The 15525-nt window shown below is 69.2% G+C and carries 18 protein-coding genes; 8 read left to right on the top strand and 10 right to left on the bottom strand.

Annotated features, from left to right (window positions below; genetic code table 11):
* Positions 1-66 precede the first annotated feature (66 nt).
* From LCL61_RS27615 to LCL61_RS27605, 3 genes are read right to left on the bottom strand one after another with little or no spacing between them, the layout of a single operon-like run.
* A complete protein-coding gene (locus LCL61_RS27615; RefSeq protein ID WP_340682427.1) occupies positions 67-1029 on the bottom strand; it encodes a pyridoxal-phosphate dependent enzyme in 963 nt (320 codons plus the stop codon).
* On the bottom strand, positions 1026-1670 hold the full coding sequence (locus LCL61_RS27610) for a helix-turn-helix transcriptional regulator (protein ID WP_340682426.1): 645 nt from the start codon (positions 1668-1670) through the stop codon (positions 1026-1028). The genes LCL61_RS27615 and LCL61_RS27610 overlap by 4 nt, the downstream gene beginning before the upstream one ends.
* On the bottom strand, positions 1663-2016 hold the full coding sequence (locus LCL61_RS27605) for a RidA family protein (protein WP_340682425.1): 354 nt from the start codon (positions 2014-2016) through the stop codon (positions 1663-1665). The genes LCL61_RS27610 and LCL61_RS27605 overlap by 8 nt, the downstream gene beginning before the upstream one ends.
* Positions 2017-2108: 92 nt before the next feature.
* Here LCL61_RS27605 and LCL61_RS27600 point away from each other — a divergent pair, with 92 nt between their 5' ends.
* From LCL61_RS27600 to LCL61_RS27590, 3 genes are all read left to right on the top strand, one after another.
* Positions 2109-2258, top strand: coding sequence for a hypothetical protein (locus tag LCL61_RS27600; RefSeq protein ID WP_340682424.1), 150 nt, complete (start codon positions 2109-2111; stop codon positions 2256-2258).
* A 114-nt stretch (positions 2259-2372) separates the two neighbouring features.
* The gene (locus LCL61_RS27595; protein ID WP_425341939.1) at positions 2373-2594 is read left to right on the top strand and encodes a hypothetical protein; all 222 of its coding nucleotides are present in this window, start codon (positions 2373-2375) and stop codon (positions 2592-2594) included.
* 492 nt (positions 2595-3086) lie between these two features.
* Positions 3087-3290 (top strand): hypothetical protein, encoded by a 204-nt coding sequence (locus LCL61_RS27590; RefSeq protein ID WP_192744723.1) that lies wholly within the window; start codon positions 3087-3089, stop codon positions 3288-3290.
* 70 nt (positions 3291-3360) lie between these two features.
* Here LCL61_RS27590 and LCL61_RS27585 read toward each other — a convergent pair whose 3' ends face one another.
* Both LCL61_RS27585 and LCL61_RS27580 read right to left on the bottom strand, forming a co-directional pair.
* The gene (locus LCL61_RS27585) at positions 3361-4929 is read right to left on the bottom strand and encodes a multicopper oxidase family protein (RefSeq protein ID WP_340682422.1); all 1569 of its coding nucleotides are present in this window, start codon (positions 4927-4929) and stop codon (positions 3361-3363) included.
* Positions 4926-5333: a hypothetical protein gene (locus LCL61_RS27580; protein WP_340682421.1), complete on the bottom strand. Its 408-nt coding sequence runs from the start codon at positions 5331-5333 to the stop codon at positions 4926-4928. The genes LCL61_RS27585 and LCL61_RS27580 overlap by 4 nt, the downstream gene beginning before the upstream one ends.
* Positions 5334-5413: 80 nt before the next feature.
* On the opposite strand from LCL61_RS27580, the gene LCL61_RS27575 reads away from it, so the two are divergent.
* Complete coding sequence (locus LCL61_RS27575; protein ID WP_340682420.1) at positions 5414-6310, top strand: LysR family transcriptional regulator; 897 nt, start codon at positions 5414-5416, stop codon at positions 6308-6310.
* A 21-nt stretch (positions 6311-6331) separates the two neighbouring features.
* Here the strand turns inward: LCL61_RS27575 and LCL61_RS27570 are convergent, their stop codons facing one another.
* The 3 genes from LCL61_RS27570 to LCL61_RS27560 all read right to left on the bottom strand — a co-directional run bounded on the left by LCL61_RS27570 (position 6332) and on the right by LCL61_RS27560 (position 9468).
* Positions 6332-7426, bottom strand: coding sequence for a S1 family peptidase (locus LCL61_RS27570; protein WP_340682419.1), 1095 nt, complete (start codon positions 7424-7426; stop codon positions 6332-6334).
* Between the two features lie 312 nt (positions 7427-7738).
* Positions 7739-8887: a GDSL-type esterase/lipase family protein gene (locus LCL61_RS27565; RefSeq protein ID WP_340682418.1), complete on the bottom strand. Its 1149-nt coding sequence runs from the start codon at positions 8885-8887 to the stop codon at positions 7739-7741.
* 8 nt (positions 8888-8895) lie between these two features.
* Complete coding sequence (locus LCL61_RS27560) at positions 8896-9468, bottom strand: TetR/AcrR family transcriptional regulator (protein ID WP_340682417.1); 573 nt, start codon at positions 9466-9468, stop codon at positions 8896-8898.
* A 157-nt stretch (positions 9469-9625) separates the two neighbouring features.
* Here LCL61_RS27560 and LCL61_RS27555 point away from each other — a divergent pair, with 157 nt between their 5' ends.
* Positions 9626-10621, top strand: coding sequence for a hypothetical protein (locus LCL61_RS27555; protein ID WP_340682416.1), 996 nt, complete (start codon positions 9626-9628; stop codon positions 10619-10621).
* On the opposite strand, the gene LCL61_RS27550 is transcribed toward LCL61_RS27555, so the two are convergent.
* Both LCL61_RS27550 and LCL61_RS27545 read right to left on the bottom strand, forming a co-directional pair.
* The gene (locus LCL61_RS27550; RefSeq protein WP_340682415.1) at positions 10601-10744 is read right to left on the bottom strand and encodes a hypothetical protein; all 144 of its coding nucleotides are present in this window, start codon (positions 10742-10744) and stop codon (positions 10601-10603) included. The two genes, LCL61_RS27555 and LCL61_RS27550, sit on opposite strands and share 21 nt — an antisense overlap.
* A gap of 25 nt (positions 10745-10769) precedes the next feature.
* Positions 10770-11501, bottom strand: a complete 732-nt coding sequence (locus LCL61_RS27545) for a Dabb family protein (RefSeq protein ID WP_340682414.1) — start codon at positions 11499-11501, stop codon at positions 10770-10772.
* Between LCL61_RS27545 and LCL61_RS27540 the strand changes: the two genes are divergently transcribed.
* From LCL61_RS27540 to LCL61_RS27530, 3 genes are all read left to right on the top strand, one after another.
* Positions 11476-12819, top strand: a complete 1344-nt coding sequence (locus tag LCL61_RS27540; protein ID WP_340682413.1) for an FAD-binding protein — start codon at positions 11476-11478, stop codon at positions 12817-12819. The genes LCL61_RS27545 and LCL61_RS27540 overlap by 26 nt on opposite strands.
* Positions 12820-12847: 28 nt before the next feature.
* Entirely contained in the window at positions 12848-13594 is a 747-nt protein-coding gene (locus LCL61_RS27535) for an EI24 domain-containing protein (protein WP_340682412.1), read from the top strand.
* 86 nt (positions 13595-13680) lie between these two features.
* The gene (locus LCL61_RS27530; protein ID WP_340682411.1) at positions 13681-15474 is read left to right on the top strand and encodes a carboxypeptidase regulatory-like domain-containing protein; all 1794 of its coding nucleotides are present in this window, start codon (positions 13681-13683) and stop codon (positions 15472-15474) included.
* Positions 15475-15525: the final 51 nt, after the last annotated feature.

The raw sequence follows: 15525 nt of genomic DNA, 5'->3' as shown, positions 1-15525 counted from the left end.
CCCTCAGCTGAGCCGAGGGAAGGGGGCCTTCACGCGCGATCACAAGTAGGTGACGAAGTGCGGGGGTCACCCGGCCGCGATCAGTTCGGCGAAGCGTTCCGGGCTCACGTTCCCGCCGCTGACGATCACCCCGACCCTGCCCGAAGCGGGCACCTGGCCGCTGAGCAGCGCCGCGAGCCCGGTCGCCCCGCTCGGCTCGATGACGAGCTTCAGCCGTTCGAACGCGAACCGCATCGCGTCCCGGACCTGGTCGTCGGTGACCAGCGCGATGTCGTCGACGAGCCGCCGGTTGATCGAGAAGGTCAGTTCGCCGGGAATGGCGGCGGCCTGGCCGTCGGCGATGGTCCGCGGCACGGGAATCGACACGCGTTCCCCGGCCTCCAGCGAGCGTTTGGTGTCGTCGCCCTCGGCGGGTTCGACACCGACGACCCGGATGCCGGGCCGCACGGCCTTCGCGGCGGTCGAGCTGCCCGCGATCAGGCCACCGCCGCCGACCGGGACGACGAGCGTGTCCAGTGATTCGGTGTCCTCCAGCAGTTCCAGCGCCGCGGTGCCCTGCCCGGCGATCACGTGCGGGTGCTCGTAGGGCGGGATGAGCGCGAGACCGCGGTCGGCCGCCAGTGCCTCACCGATCGCGACGCGGTCGCCGGTGTACCGGTCGTAGGTGACGATCTCGGCGCCGTAGCCCGCGGTGGCGTCCTTTTTGGACTGCGGGGTGTCCTCCGGGATCAGGATGACCGCGCTGCTCCCGAGTTCCCGCGCGGCGAGCGCGACGGCCTGGGCGTGGTTCCCCGACGAGTAGGCGGCGATGCCCTTGGCCAGCTGTTCCGGCGACAGTCGCGAAGCGGCGTTGTACGCGCCACGGAACTTGAAAGCCCCGACGCGCTGGAGGTTTTCGCACTTGATGAAGACCTCGGCGCCGACGAGGTCGTCGAGGGTCCGGGAACGCACGACCGGCGTCCGGTGCGCGATACCGGCCAGACGGGCGGCGGCGTCGCGGATGTCGTCGATGGTCACGGGGGCGGTCATGATGCTCCTTGATCACGGATTTCGGCGAGATAGTTGTAAGCGGAGGCGCGGGAGATCCCGATCCGGGCCGCGACCTGGGGCACGGCCCGCCGCACGGCGAAGACGCCGCGCGCGTGCAGGCTGCGGAACAGGTCGAGGCGTTCTTCGCGGCTGAGCGCGGTCCAGGGTTTGTTCAGCCGGAGCTGGTGCTCGTCGACGATCGCGTCCACCACCGCGTCGACGTCGTCGCCGAAGGTGGTGGTCGGCGTTTCGGCGGCGGTGCCGACGTCGGCGAGTTCGCCGACCAGGGTCCGCAGCTGGCCCAGCGCGGTGACGTCGAGGTTCACGCACAAGGCGCCGAACACCGAGCCGCCGCTGTCGCGCAGCAGCATGGTCGACGACTTCACGAGCTTCCCGGACGCCGTCCGAGTGACGTAGTTCAGCTGGTCTTCGGCGTCGTCGCCGCGGGCGAGCAGGCCCATGCCGATCTCGCTCATCGAGCCGCCCACGGTGCGGTCGGTGACCGAGCCCGCGATCGCGACCACCGACTTCTCCGGACGGCGGAAGTCGTGCACCACGACCTCGCAAAACGAGCCGAGTGTCGCCGCGATGCCGTCGGCGACCGGGGCGAGCGCGTCGAGGATCGCGTCCTGCTCAGACATCGCGTACGCGGGCGAGGGCCTCGACCTCGACGACTCCGCCGTAGGGCAGCGACGCGACCCCGACACAGGTCCGGGCGGGCCGAGGCTCGGCGAAGAACTCTTCGTAGACCCGGTTGAGGCCGTCGCGGTCGGCGATGTCGGTCAGGTAGACGACGACCTTCACCACGTCGGCCCTCGTCGCGCCCACCGAACGCAGCGCGGCCTCGAGATTGGCGAAGGCCTGCGGGCATTCGGCGTCGAATCCGCCGGGTACCAGTGCGCCGGCTTCGCTCACGCCGAGCCGTCCGGACACGGAAACCAGGTCACCGCTGCGGAAGGCCGGAGGGTACGGATGCTCGTTGGTCACGAGACTGACTGTATAAGCGCTGGACGGAAAGTCCAAGGATGTGGCGAGTGACGTACCGCTCACATGCAAGGAGGGCTTCCGAAGGACTCGTCGTGCCCCGTCCGCGGCGTGGTGTCATCGTCCGGCCCCTGACCCGCCACGACGTCTACGAAATCGTCACTCTGCGCGAGAAGCTCGAAGCTTTCGCCGTCCGGATCGGAATCCCGGTCCGCTCGCCGGAGCGGCTTCAGGCCTGCCGGTGACGAAGGTGCTTTCTCCCAGCGCAAGTACGACTTCCGTCAGTCGATCGTCGCGCTGCCGGGCATGAGCGCGTCACCGAGGCGTATCGCGCGCTTTCGCTGCGGATGCAGTTGTGCGTGGCGCCCAACCGCAGTGCCCGCCGCGGCGGCGAATCGTTGCCGCAGAACGTCGAGCGGCATCGCGAACTGCTCACGATCATCGAGGGTGGGGATCCCGAGGTGGTGCTGAAGGCGCTGGCCGATCACGGCCACGGCAGTTTCCTCGACGAAGTGGTGGATCGGCTCGACGGCGGGACTTCGGACTCGGAGCGCTGGCCGGCCGAACGCCGATCCCGCTGACGTCCGGCGGGTCGTGAGTGGCGTGCCGGAGTTGACGGCAGGGGCGGGACTCGCCGAAGAAACACCCCCTGACTGTCCATAAGGGAGACTTTCCGAGATGCCAGTGCCCGAATTGAGTGATTTGTGCGGTTTGGCGAAGGGGTCGTGAGTGCTAAGGAGGGTTAGAACCCTAATTGCCACTCACGACCCCCTCGCCAAACCGGGCATATGGCCTTGAAGCGGATATTTCGTCGCTGACGAGCGTCCTTTGTGGACACCCATAGCGCAGCGGCTCATCGGTTCCGCCGCTGACCAAGCCGATCCGGGGCGGGTCGTGAACGGGGTGTTACTCGCGGGTAGTCGCTCGGGTTAACGGGCTTCACTCGGACGAGCGACCGCTGTTTCATGATCGTCAAATGGCGGTGAACCGCCTTGTCCGGCCTTCGATGATCAAGGCAGCCTCCTCGGTGTGCGGTCCCTGTCCGCACATCCACAGCCGAGAGGATGCACACCATGCGCGACACCCAGAGCACCACCCGCCGCTGGACGAAGCGGGGCCTCGCGGCCGGCCTGCTGGCGGTTCCGATGCTCGCCGTCTTCGGCGGCTCCGCGTCGGCGGCGGAACTCACGCCGATCGCCGAGTATCTCGACAGCACCATCGCCGGCCTGTCCGCGTCGTTGGTCGAGGCGCTCGCGGCCCTGCTCGGCGTGGGCTGAGTCGGGCCGGATGTGTCAGGAAAGGGGCGTTCAGACGTTTTCGTCCCGAACGCCCCTCTCCTGGCATCGCTCAGACCACCTCGAAGTTCGCCATCATCGCCATGTCCTCGTGTTCGGCGTTGTGGCAATGGAAGACATAACGGCCGCGATAGCCGTCGAACCGCGCGATGACCTCGACCGACTCGCCGGGGGCCAGGTCCACGGTGTCCTTGATACCGCCGTCGAACGGCCCCGGCGGACGCCCGCCGCGCGAGAGGATCCGGAAGCCCACCAGGTGCAGGTGCACGGGATGGTGGATGTCGGCGACGAACCGCCAGATCTCCGTGTCGCCGAGGCGCGGGCTCGCCGACATCACGTCCGGCGAGAACGGTTCCCCGCCGATCACCCAGCCCGCGCGGCCGTGGACGGTGCCCGCCCGGAACGAGAACTCGCGCGTGGTCGTGGCCTGTTCGCGAGTGAGCGGCGGGATTTCGCCGAGTTTCGCCGGAACGCGGCTGTCGTCCGCGGCGCGGCGCGCGACGACGAATCGCATGACGTGGGCGGTCGAACCGGTGCCGAGCCGGTTCACGAGGGTGACTTCGGTGCCGACCGGATACCGGCCGAAATCGACGACGACGTCGTATCGTTCCGCCGGCGCGAGGGGGAGATGGTCGTGCACGCGCGGAGCCTCCAGGAGGCCTTGGTCGGCGCCGATCTGCACGAACCCGCCCCCGCCGGGCGGCGGCGGGTCCAGCGCCAGGTCGTAGCGCCGGGCGTTGGAGCCGTTGAGCAGGCGCAGGCGGAACTTGACGGCCGCCACCTCGTGTACCGGCCACGGCGCGCCGTTGACCAGGATGACATCACCGAAAACGCCTTCCACATAAGCACTTTCGACGCCCGGTGTGGTCCGCAGCGACCGGTCGAGCGAGGGATAGGCGAAGGCCCCGTGCTCGTCGAAAGACCGGTCGGCGAGCATCAGCGGCAGTTCACGGTCCCCGGACGGGAGTCCCAGTGAGTCTTCCTCGTCGTCGCGGACCAGATGGAAGCCGGCCAGGCCCCGGTACACGGCCGGACCGGTGAAGTCCATGCGATGGTCGTGGTACCACAGGGTCGCGGCCCGTTGCCGCAGCGGGAAGACGTAGTCGCGTTCGCCGTTCGAGATCCGGGCGCGGGCGTCGACCATGCCGTGCCCGGTATGCGCGGTGCTCCACCCGGATCGCGGCAGGACGAGATCGGTCGGGTAGCCGTCGGATTCGGCAGGGGTGTGCCCGCCGTGCAGGTGGACCACGGTCGGCACGGGAAGTTCGTTGCGGTGGTGCGCCACCACCGTCCGGTCCCGCCGTGACTCGATCGTCGGACCGGGGAAGATCCCGTCGTAGCCCCAGATCGGCGTCCGGACGCCGGGGAGGATCTCGGCCGTCGCCGCCCGCTGGGTGATCGTGTAGTGATCGGCCTCGGCGGTCCTTTGTGGACGCAGGACCGGCGGGATCGGCAGCGGTACCCGGAACGGCTCCGGCAACGGGAGTCCGCTGCGCAGCAACTCGCCGGTCTCCGGAGCGCCCTGCGCGAGCAGGCGGGGAGCCGCGACCCCCGCCGCGACGAGGACACCGGCCCCGCCGGCGAGCCCGAGGAAGGTCCTGCGGGGCAGCCGCCCGCTCATCGGTCCACCCGCCAGGTCTGCGGCCGCCAGACGGCGATGGTCGTCAGCACCGTCGCGGTGACGAGGGCGACGCCGAGCGGGATGTGCAGGTCGAGCGCGCCCTTCATCCCGGCGAGATACTGTCCGGTCTCGCCCAGCGCGAGCAGCAGGCTGATCCAGAACAGCCAGCGCGGTCCGCGGACCAGCCACAGGACCAGCGCCGCCAGGATCTGCGCGTACGCCAGGTACGACACGGCGTCGGCGCCCCAGCGGTGCAGCCAGAGCATGTCGTAGTCGCCGCCGAGATAGCCGCCGGCGAACACCGGCTGGCCGATGATCGCGACGGCGTGGGCGCTCACCAGTACCCGGTTCACCACCAGCGTCCCGTTCGCCTTCCGGCTCGGGCTGGTCAGGGTTTCACTCACGTGATCGAACGTAGAAGCCGACGCCTTATGCTGTCCAAGACAAGATCGGTTATCTGTTCATAACAGGCGAGGTATCAGCAGTGGATCTTCTGGCACTCCGGTACTTCCAGACGGTCGCCCGGCTCGAACACGTCGGCCGCGCCGCCGAAAAGCTGCGTGTCGCGCAACCCTCGCTCAGCCGTACCTTGGCCAGGCTGGAGAACGACCTCGGCGTACCGCTGTTCGACCGGCACGGCCGCCGGATCCGGCTCAACCGGTTCGGTACCGCGTTCCTCCGTCGCGTCGACCGGGCGCTGGCCGAACTCGACGACGCCCGTCAGGAACTCGACGACGCCGCCGGGCTGGAACGCGGCACGGTCGCCGTCGCGGCCGAAAGCCTGCTCGTCCTCACCGAACCGCTTCGCACCTTCGTCCCTGGCCATCCACTGGTGGACGTGCGGCTTTCCCAGGCGTCGGTGGAGGGGATGGCGGAGAAGCTGAAAGCCGGCGACGTCGACCTGTGCGTCACCTCGCAACCCTTGACGGGTAACGACATCCGCAGCCGTGTGCTCCTTGACGAAGCGGTGATGCTCTGCGTGCCTGCCGGTCACCGGCTCGCCGATCGCGGCCGCGTCGGCCTGGCGGACCTCGAGGGTGAGCCGTTCCTCACCACGCGACCCGGTTACTGGCAACGTGCGCTCGTCGACCGTCTGTTCGCGAAGGCCAGGCTCGACCTGCACGTTGTCTGCGAGGGAGACGAGGCCGCGGTGCTCTTTCAGCTGATCGACGCGGGGCTCGGCATCGCGTTGGTTCCTTCGCTGGGGTTGCGCGCGGTCTCCAGTTCGACGGTGGTCTGGCTCGACGTCGACGATCCCGAATGCCGCCGCGTGCTCAGCGTCGCGTGGCGCGAGGACACGTATCTTTCCGTTGCCGCCCAACGGTTTCGCGATCACCTGGTCGGCCACTTCCGCGCGCGGGCCGAGCCCCGGTCGAGGTGACCGGGGCCCGGTGGGGTGCCCTTACGGGTTGAGCGTGACGCTGTAGGCGCTCAGTGCCTCGCCGATCGGCTGGTAGTACGAAGTGCCACTGCCCTTGCCGGAGGTGATGCCGAGGCCGACGCTGCCGGCGAAGAGGCAGCCGCCCGAGTCGCCGGGGTTGGCCAGCGCGTTGGTCTGGATCAGCTGGTGCACCGAGCCTTCGGCGTAGTTCACCGTGACGTTCAGCCGCTGCACCGAACCCGAGGTGAGGCGGGTGGTGCTGCCGCTCTTGCTGATCCGCTGCCCGACGGTGGCGGTACCGGCGGAGGCGATCCGCTGGGTGGAGCCGTTCCACAGGGTGACGGCGCCGGGTGCGCTGCCGGTGGTGTTGCGGATCAGGCCGTAGTCGTTGGTCGGGAAGCTGGCGCCCTGCGACGGTCCGACGTTCCACTGCGACACCGCGCGGGTGCAGTGACCGGCGTCGAGGATGTAGTTCTGGCCGCCGCGGTTGGTGTTGAACCCGACCGAGCAGCGGGTGCCGCCGCCGGTGATGGCCTCACCGTTGTAGATCGCGGTGTGCATTTCGCCGGTGGTCCGCTCCACACGGACGCGGTCGCCGAGTGCTTTGGCGGCCTTCACGAGGGCTTCGGTGCCCTTGGCCGCGTCGGAGATGGTCAAGACGACCTGGTTGGCCTTCGGGTCGAGGCCGATCGACGTGTGCGCGACCGCCGGCAACGCCTGCAGGGCGTTCTGCGCCCCCGCCAGCGCGGCGCTGGAGTGCTTGACCACCCGGGCCTGCGCCCCGGTTGCCGTCACCTGGTCCGCGGCGGCCTGGTCGAGGACGTTCACGACCGGCTTGGCGGCGTCGTCGAGGTATCCGTCGGCGGCGCGGGAGCCGAGCGAAGCGGTGACCTTCTGCAGCTTCTCGACGCTCGCCGTCTGCGTCCGGAGGAATTCGACGGCGGCGGCCTGGCTGATCCCGGCTTCGGCGGCGAGGGACGTCACCGCCTCGTGCTGCACCGTGGGGGAGTAGCCCGCGATGGTGGTGGCTGTGGCCGTGGACGGGGCGAGGAAGCCGGCGACCGCGGCCGCGGCCACCAGTGTCGTGGCGGTACGGGCTAAGGGGTTTGTGCGCATACCGGTGACTCACTTTCGCGAGGGGACATCCAGCGCGAGGGGTGGCCGCGCTGGACACAGTGGGTAGCCGGGCACGGCCAAGGCGACCCGGCGCCGGTGATCCGGTGCCGATCATGGTGATCCGCCGCACCGGTGGCGGATACCGACTTTCGTTGGACAGGAAGAAAAATAGGTACCCCACCGTTCGGCCTACCGACGGATACGCGCACAGCAAACGGTGTGTACGTGACTCGCGTGATCAGGAACGGATCTCACGTGACTGGATGCCGTACTCGAGTGTGCGGCGTCTGAGCACGTGAGATCCGTCTCTGATCACGTGAGTGCGGCGTCGAAGGCCAGCCGGGCGAAGCGCTCCCCGATGAGCCGGTGCGTGGCCGCGTCCGGGTGGAGGGCGTCGGGCAGCGGCAGCTCGGCGTGGTCCGCCTCGCCGTACAGTTCGAGGCCGTCGAGGTACCGCAGGTTCGGATCGGCCGCGCTCCGTTCCTTGACGATACGGGCGAGTTCTTCGCGGATCACGGTGAGCGTCAGCTTTCCCGATGCGGTCTCCGCGGGATCGCCGGTGGCCCTGAACCGCACTTTCCCCTCACGCAGAGCGTCCGGGTCGAACTCGCCTGGCCCCGGCGTGTGTTCGTGGATCGGGCAGTGGATCGGCGAGACGACCAGCAACGGCGTGGTGGGATGGCCTTCCCTGATGGTGTCGAGGAAACCGTGCACCGCCGGGCCGAACGCGCGCAGCCGCATCAGGTCGGCGTTGACGACGTTGATACCGATCTTGACGCTGATGATGTCGGCGGCCGTGTCCCGCATCGCGCGGGCGGTGAACGGGTCGAGCAGCGCGCTGCCGCTGAAGCCCAGGTTGACCAGGTCCACCCCGGCGAGAGCCGCGGCCGTGGCGGGCCACGTCCCGGTCGGGGTCGTCGCGTTGGAACCGTGACTGATGGAACTGCCGTGGTGCAGCCAGGTCCGGCGACCGCTCGACTGTACACTGTGGACGGACGAGTCGGTGCGCAAGGCGACCAGCCGGGTCGTTTCGTTGTGCGGCAGCCAGATTTCGACGGTCTTCTCGTGACCGGGCAGGTCGTCGAACCGCAGGGTTCGCACGGGGCCGGGCTCGTGCCGCGCGGCACCGGTGGCCAGGTCGACGCTGATCGTGTCGCCGTCGGCCACGCTCGCCTGCCTCGAGAGCCTGCCGTCGACGAACAGTTCGTAGACGCCGTCGGGCCGGGGCGGTGTGCCGGTGAAGACCCGTTTGGTGGCCAGGACGTCGAGTTCGACGAGGGACGCCGTGGTGCGGAAGACCAGCCGCACGCCGGACGGTTGCGACTCCGCCATGGCCAGCTGGCCGTCGGGGATCTGCAGCCGGGCCCGCGCGGGCAGCCGGTGGGGGAGCACACCGCGCTCGGTGGATTCGAGGTCGAGCGCGCCGCGGACGAGGTCGGCAGTGATCGGGGTGGTGAGCATTCTTCCGTTCATTTCGTTCGGGGCCAGGCGCGCAGCAGGACGTCGAGCGCGTCGAGGATCTCGGTCCAGCTCTCCTGCGAGCCGGGGGTGCTGTGGCTGAAACCTCCGGCGGCCTCCAGGCCGACGAAACCGCTGAACACACTGCCCAGCAACCGGACCGCGTGCGTCCGATGCGGTTCGGCGAGGTCGTAGCCGCGCAGGATCGCCCGCGTCAATTCGGCGTGGCGGACGCCGGCGCTGGTGGCCGCCTTGTCCGGTGCGAGCCGGAACCTCGCGGCGGTGAACCGGCCCGGGTGTTCGAGGGCGTAGTCGCGGTGGACGTTCGCCAACGCGACCAGCGCCTCCTTGCCCGCCAGTCCCGCCACCGCGGTGGCGGCGAGATCGGCGAGTTCGGCCAAGGCCAGCAGGGCGATCTCGGTCTTCAGTTCGTGGGCGTTCCGCACGTGCGAATACAGGCTCGCCGTCTTGACGCCGCACCGTTTCGCGAGCTCGGTCGGGGTCACGTGCTCGAAACCGATCTCGTCGGCCAGCTCCGCGCCCGCCCGGATCACCCGTTCCGTCGTCAATCCCGCTCGCGCCATGGCTGCCACTCTACCATAGTACATTTGGGATTTGCCTAATAGTATTAGGAGACGAAACCTGGGTTCGGTAGCGCCGGGCTCGGCAGAGGGTGGACCGGCCGAGGCGCCATCCCTCCCTCGGCGACCGGCTGCCAGCGAACCGAACTCTGGAGTGTCCATGCCGCTCACCCTTGTCCGCGGGTTCCTGACGGGGATCATCAGCGGGACGACCTTGTGCGCGTTCATCGTCGGCGTCGTCATCGAGTACGTCCCGCTGATCATCACGGGCGTCGGACTTCCGATCGTCTACGGGATCCTGCTCTACCTCGCCGGGGCACCGCGACGCGCCCGTGAGGCGAAGATCGTTCCGGTGGTCGCGCTCGCCAAGATCGAAAGCCTTCGTGCCGGGGGCACCGAGACGGGGGACATCCCGGTCGACCTCGCCCTCACCGTCGCCCCCGACGGCCTGGCCACGTTCCGGGTGAAGATCACCCACGGCATCAACCTGGTCGACATCCCGAACTACCGGACGGGTGACGTCCTCGTCGTCCGGTACCCGCCGGACCGGCCGTGGAAGGCGGAGGTCGTGGACCGGCCGCCGCCGTCGTGGGAACGCCGCGCGGCCGAAGCCACGATCGAATCCGCTCCGGAGTCCAGCCTGGTGCAGGAACCGCCGGAGGGCTGCGGGTTCGCCGCGCTCGCCGTCCTCGGGTTCCTGCTCGGCGCGGCGCTCGTGCTGTTCCTGTTCGGCGCGGAGCTGTTCGCGCCGGAAACGCCTGCCCGGACGGAAGAAACCCCATCCAGCGTGACCACGTCCTCCTCGGGCTCCGCGACCGTCGATGTCGACAGATCCCTGCTGGGCGAAGGGGAGTTGCGCCGGGTGATCGACTCACTGGCGCAGACCGCAGACGTTTCGCAGGTGATCACCGTGGTCGTCGAGGACCGGCGGCTGACCGTGGTCTTCGCGCCGACAGGCGCCCAGGTGCCGCGGTTCGACCTCCGCGCGCTGGAGGCCGACCGCGTCCCAGCCCTGGTGCGGCGGGCGAAGGCGACCATCGACGTCGGGGAACCGCAGACGTGGCAGGTCACGATCGTCCCGTTCGGCACCGCTGTGAGTACCCGGGTGATCGTGACCGGCCCCGACGGCAGCGGTTCACTCGCGGACGGTGGCTGAAGCCCGTCCGTGCCTTCCCGGCGCGGCGCTGCCGGAGTATTCGCCGAGATCGGAGATCAGCGCGGTCAGTTCGGCGTCGTTGTCGTAGCGACGCTGGTGCAGTCCGGCGATCTTCGCGCCCATCTCCGGATCCGGGTCGTCGGTGATGTCAAAGGACGCGAACCTGTCGACCAGCGGCAGACCGACCCGGTCGGTGTTCCGGTGCGCCGGGTGCACGAGGTACTCCCAGTACCCCGTCGAGGTCTTCGATCGCGAAGACGGCGCCCCATTCGTAGTCACCGCCGAGATCGCGGCCGACGACGAAGGACTTCACCGACGGGATGACCCGGCCTTGGCTGCGGAGGCTTTCCAGAGCTTCTTCGACCTGCTCCGGGGAGGCGTCGGGGCGCAGGGTGAAACGGTTGCCGTGGTAGATCATCGTGTTTCCTTTCCGTTGTTCCGGTTCGGGAGGAGAGCGGCGAGTGCCGCTCCGGCGCCCAGGGCGACACCGGTCCAGGTGAACGCGCCGCCGATGCCGATGTCCTGGAACGAGTGGCTGGACGACGATGGGGGACAGGAAATGCCCGAGGAAGATCGCGGCGACCAGGCCGCTGAGCACGCGGCCGCGGTGCGCGGGATGGGCGAACTCGGCCAGGCGCAGGTTGAGGTTCGGGACGACGAAACCGACGCCGAACCCTCCGACGAGCAGCCCGGCCACGACCTGGGCGACGTCAGCGGTGCCGCGGCCTGCACGGTGCCGCGGGCTCGCCGCGTCGGCGCCAATGTGTTCGTCACGCCCCCGATCTCGCAGCGCGACGCGGGGTTCGCGTCGGTGAAAATCGCCTATGTCCGCCCGTTCTCGGTAGCGTGCGAGCATGACCGACGAGATCCTGCCCGCCATCGCCGGAGAGATCCTCGCCGGAGAAGCCGCGCTGTCCGTGGCGGGGAAGGACTGGGGCAACCTGATCCACACCAGGCCCGGGCTGGTCGTGAGGCCTGCCTCGGTGACCGACGTGGCGGGCGTGCTCAGGTTCGCCGCCGCGCGCGGCCTGCCGGTCGCCGCCCGCGGAGCGGGGCATTCGCCGTACGGGCAGGGACAGGTCGAGGGCGGGATCCTGCTGGACATGACTTCGCTGCCGCCGCACAGGGTGGTCACCGGTGATCTGGTGTCGGTGGACGCGGGCGCCCGCTGGCGGGAAGTGCTGGAGGCGACCTTGCCGCACGGGCTGGCACCTCCGGTACTCACCGACTATCTCGAGCTGACCGTCGCCGGCACCCTGGTGGTCGGCGGGATCGGCGGCGCCACCCACCACCACGGCACACAGACCGACGGCGTGGTGGAACTGGAGGTCGTCACCGGCGCCGGAGAGGTGCTCACCTGCTCACGCGAGAGCGACGAGGACCTGTTCGACGCGGTCCTCGGCGGCCTCGGGCAATGCGGGGTGATCACCCGCGCGACCCTGCGGCTGGCCCCGGCCCCGGCGCGGGCCCGGCGGTGGAAGCTCTACTACGACTCGCTCTCGGCGTTCTTGGCGGACCAGCGCGCCGTCGTCCGTGACGGTCGGTTCGACTACGTGGAGGGCCAGCTGATCCCCGTCGGCGACGGCTGGCGGTACATGCTGGAGGCGGTGGCCTACTACTCGCCGCCCGCCGGACCGGACGAGGCCGCGTTGCTGGACTCGCTCGGTTTCGGCGCGTCCGAAGACGAGGACACGGTGTATTTCGACTTCCTGAACCGGATGGCCGACGGGGAGGCCGCCCTGCGGGCGGAAGGAAGCTGGTTCCATCCGCATCCGTGGCTGAACGTGTTCCTCACTGACGACACCGTCGAACGGTTCGTCGCCGAAACCCTCGCCGCCACCGGCGAACCCGAACTGGGTGCCACGGGACTGGTCCTGCTGTACCCGGTGCGGAACGACCGGTTGAAGACTCCGCTGTTCACCGTGCCGCCGGGGGAGATCTCCTGGCTGTTCTCGCCGCTGCGCGTCGGTTCGCCCCGCGATCCGCTGCACAACGCACGCCTGCTGCAGCTCAACGTGGACCTCTATCGGAAGGCACGCGAGCTGGGCGGGAAGGTCTATCCGTCGAACGCGCTGCCGATGTCCACAGAGGACTGGCGCGCGCACTTCGGCGGGGCCTGGCCGAAACTCGCCGACGCCAAGGCCCGGTACGCGCCGGGGAACCTGCTCAACCCCGGCCAGTGCCTGCGGGTGCCCTGAGGTCCGCGGACACTGGTAGAAATGTCCGATGCGGGATTTCTTCAAGGGTTTCCGGATGTTCGGGCAAGGGCTCGGCATCCTTCTGCGGTCGCCGAGACTGCTGCTGATCGGCGCGCTGCCCGCGTTGCTGACCACGCTGTTGCTGATCGGCGGTGTCGTCGCGCTGGCTTTCTGGATCGATGATCTCTCGCTGCTGCTCACCCCGTTCGCCGACGACTGGTCGCCGGGCTGGCAGACGACGATCCGGGTGGCGGCCGGTGTCGCGGTGTTCGGGGTGGCGCTGGCCATCGCCATGATCGGGTTCACGGCGATCACCCTCGCCGTCGGCGGGCCGTTCTACGAACACATCGCGGAGAAGGTCGAGGACGACCTCGGTGGCGTGCCCGGCGCGGTGGACCTCTCGGGGTGGCGGTTGCTGGTGCTGGGCCTGAAAGACGGCATCGCTCTCGTGCTCCGCTCGCTGCTGTTCACGATCCCGCTGCTGATCGCGGGCTTCATCCCGGTGGTGGGGCAGACGGTCGTGCCGGTCCTGCTGGCCTTGGTGACGGCGTGGTTCCTGGCGCTGGAACTGATCGCCGTGCCGTTCTACCGGCGGGGGATGGGTTTGAAGCAGCGCCGGCCGCTGCTGCGCCGGCACCGCGCGCTCGCCCTCGGGCTGGGGCTTCCTGTGTCGCTGCTGTGCCTGATCCCGTTCGCCGCGCTGATCGTGATGCCGGTCGGGTTCGTCGGCGGTGTGCTCGTCGCCCGTGAGGTCCTCGCGGCGGAGGCGGCCTGAGGTTCCCCGGCCGGGTCTGTGTCAGATGACGCAGACACGGCGGCTCCCCCCGCGCCATCGTTGGCGGACACTGAGGGGAGCTTCCGATGAAGAGACCACTGTTCCTGGCCGCCGCCATACCGATCGCGGCCCTGCTGACGACCGGTCCGGCGGTCGCCGACGAGGGAATCGTGTCCGGGGTGGTCAAAGCCGCGGACTCCGGAGAGCCGATCGCCGGAGCGTGCGTGACGCTGTTCGATCTCGACCTGAAGGAGACGGGCTCGGGGTGCGCGGGCACGGACGGCCGGTACGAGATCACCGGCGTCGTTCCCGGCAAGTACAAGGCACGCGCGACCGCCGCCGGATACGCCGAGCTTTGGGCGTACAACAAGGGAAGCGCGCTCGCCGCGGAGGTAGTGGACCTGCCGCACGGACTGGACTTCGGGTTGCGGCAGGGCACGGCCTCCGTCCGCGGGCAGATCACCGATCAGGGGAAGCCCGCGGCGGGGGCGTCGGTGAGCCTCACCGACCAGAACCAGCGCTGGTGGTCGACGGTCCTCACCGCGCCCGACGGCACGTACTCGTTCAGCGGCGTGAAGGCGGACATCTACACGATGGTGATCACCTACGGCGATCGCACGCAATGGATCCGGCAGAAGGCGAGCTTCCCGGAGGCGGAGACCTTCGCCGTCGCCGATGACCAGGTCGCCGTCGTCGACGAGGCCATCGCACCGTACGGGAAGCTCCGGGTGATCGCGACGGACGAGAAGACCGGCGCGCCCGTCGCCGGTGCGTGCTCGCAAGTCGAACAAGGGCATCCGCCGCAGCTGCGGAAATGCGCCGGCGCGGACGGCGTCATGCTCTACGAGGACATGCCGCCGTTCGGCTACTACACGCTGAGCGTCTGGGGACCGGACGGTTCCTACCAGCCGGTCAACGGGGGGCGTGTCGACCTGGCGCCGGGCCAAACCACCGAATTCCGGGCGTCGATGAAACCCGCCGCTTCGATCGTGACCACCGTGCGGGACGCGAAGACCAAGGCCCCGCTGGCGCGGGTCTGCGTCGACACCTACGCCCTTCCAGTCGTCGGTGTCCTCGACGCCGACTATCTGTACTACTGCAGCGACGAGAACGGGAAGCTGGTGATCGGGCCGATCGAGCCCGGCGCGTACAAGCTGCTGGTCAAGTCGCTGGACGAGCGATACGGCATGCAGTGGGCCGGGACGGACGGCGGCACCGGCGACATCGGGCAGGCCCGCACGGTCACCGCCGAACTCGGCAAGGTCGTCTCGACGGCGGACATCAGGATGGACCCCGCCGGGACGATCACCGGCAAGGTCACCGATCGCGCCACGGCGGCCGCGGTGGGCGGCGTCTGCGTCTACCCGTACGCGGTCGATCCCCGGATCGGCTTCCGCTTCGACGTGAACTGCAGCCGGAACGACGGCACCTACACGATCAAGGGCCTCGGACCGTACAAGTGGCCGCTCGAGTTCGCCTCGTCCCGAGGCGACTACGCGTGGCAGTGGTCGGGAGGTGCCGCGGACCGGTTCGCCGCCCGTCCGGTGCGGGTGCGGCCCGGCGCGACGGTGACCGAGAACGCGGCCCTCGTGCCGAACGGTTCGGTCAGCGGACGGATCCTCGGCGCGGACGGCAAGCCCACCTTCGGGTACGCCTACAGCTTCAACTCGCGCACCGGGGACATCCTCGACTGGGCCACGCCGGACTCGAACGGGCAGTACACGGTCAACGGCCTCGCCACGCAGAACGTCAAGATCAAGTATCACATCGATGCCGAATGCTGGTACCGGGACGCGGCCGATTTCGCTTCCGCCACACCGATTCCCGTCACCGCCGGGCAGACAACCGGCGGAGTGGACCTCGGCCCCTGCCGCCGCTGAGGCGCGTTGGTCGTGAGTGGTAAGTGTCGTTCTGACGACACTTACCACTCA

The sequence above is a fragment of the Amycolatopsis coloradensis genome (assembly GCF_037997115.1).
GTDB classification, from domain to species: domain Bacteria; phylum Actinomycetota; class Actinomycetes; order Mycobacteriales; family Pseudonocardiaceae; genus Amycolatopsis; species Amycolatopsis coloradensis_A.
The sequence above is the reverse complement of the archived record's forward strand: the minus strand, read 5'-3'. Positions and strand labels throughout refer to the sequence as shown.

Coding starts and splice junctions, on each gene's coding strand:
- LCL61_RS27615 (WP_340682427.1), bottom strand. CDS start 1,029: ATGACCGCCCCCGTGACCATCGACGACATCCGCGACGCCGCCGCCCGT.
- LCL61_RS27610 (WP_340682426.1), bottom strand. CDS start 1,670: ATGTCTGAGCAGGACGCGATCCTCGACGCGCTCGCCCCGGTCGCCGAC.
- LCL61_RS27590 (WP_192744723.1), top strand. CDS start 3,087: ATGCGCGACACCCAGAGCACCACCCGCCGCTGGACGAAGCGGGGCCTC.
- LCL61_RS27585 (WP_340682422.1), bottom strand. CDS start 4,929: ATGAGCGGGCGGCTGCCCCGCAGGACCTTCCTCGGGCTCGCCGGCGGG.
- LCL61_RS27570 (WP_340682419.1), bottom strand. CDS start 7,426: ATGCGCACAAACCCCTTAGCCCGTACCGCCACGACACTGGTGGCCGCG.
- LCL61_RS27565 (WP_340682418.1), bottom strand. CDS start 8,887: ATGCTCACCACCCCGATCACTGCCGACCTCGTCCGCGGCGCGCTCGAC.
- LCL61_RS27560 (WP_340682417.1), bottom strand. CDS start 9,468: ATGGCGCGAGCGGGATTGACGACGGAACGGGTGATCCGGGCGGGCGCG.
- LCL61_RS27555 (WP_340682416.1), top strand. CDS start 9,626: ATGCCGCTCACCCTTGTCCGCGGGTTCCTGACGGGGATCATCAGCGGG.
- LCL61_RS27550 (WP_340682415.1), bottom strand. CDS start 10,744: ATGGGCGCGAAGATCGCCGGACTGCACCAGCGTCGCTACGACAACGAC.
- LCL61_RS27540 (WP_340682413.1), top strand. CDS start 11,476: ATGACCGACGAGATCCTGCCCGCCATCGCCGGAGAGATCCTCGCCGGA.
- LCL61_RS27545 (WP_340682414.1), bottom strand. CDS start 11,501: ATGGCGGGCAGGATCTCGTCGGTCATGCTCGCACGCTACCGAGAACGG.
- LCL61_RS27535 (WP_340682412.1), top strand. CDS start 12,848: ATGCGGGATTTCTTCAAGGGTTTCCGGATGTTCGGGCAAGGGCTCGGC.
- LCL61_RS27530 (WP_340682411.1), top strand. CDS start 13,681: ATGAAGAGACCACTGTTCCTGGCCGCCGCCATACCGATCGCGGCCCTG.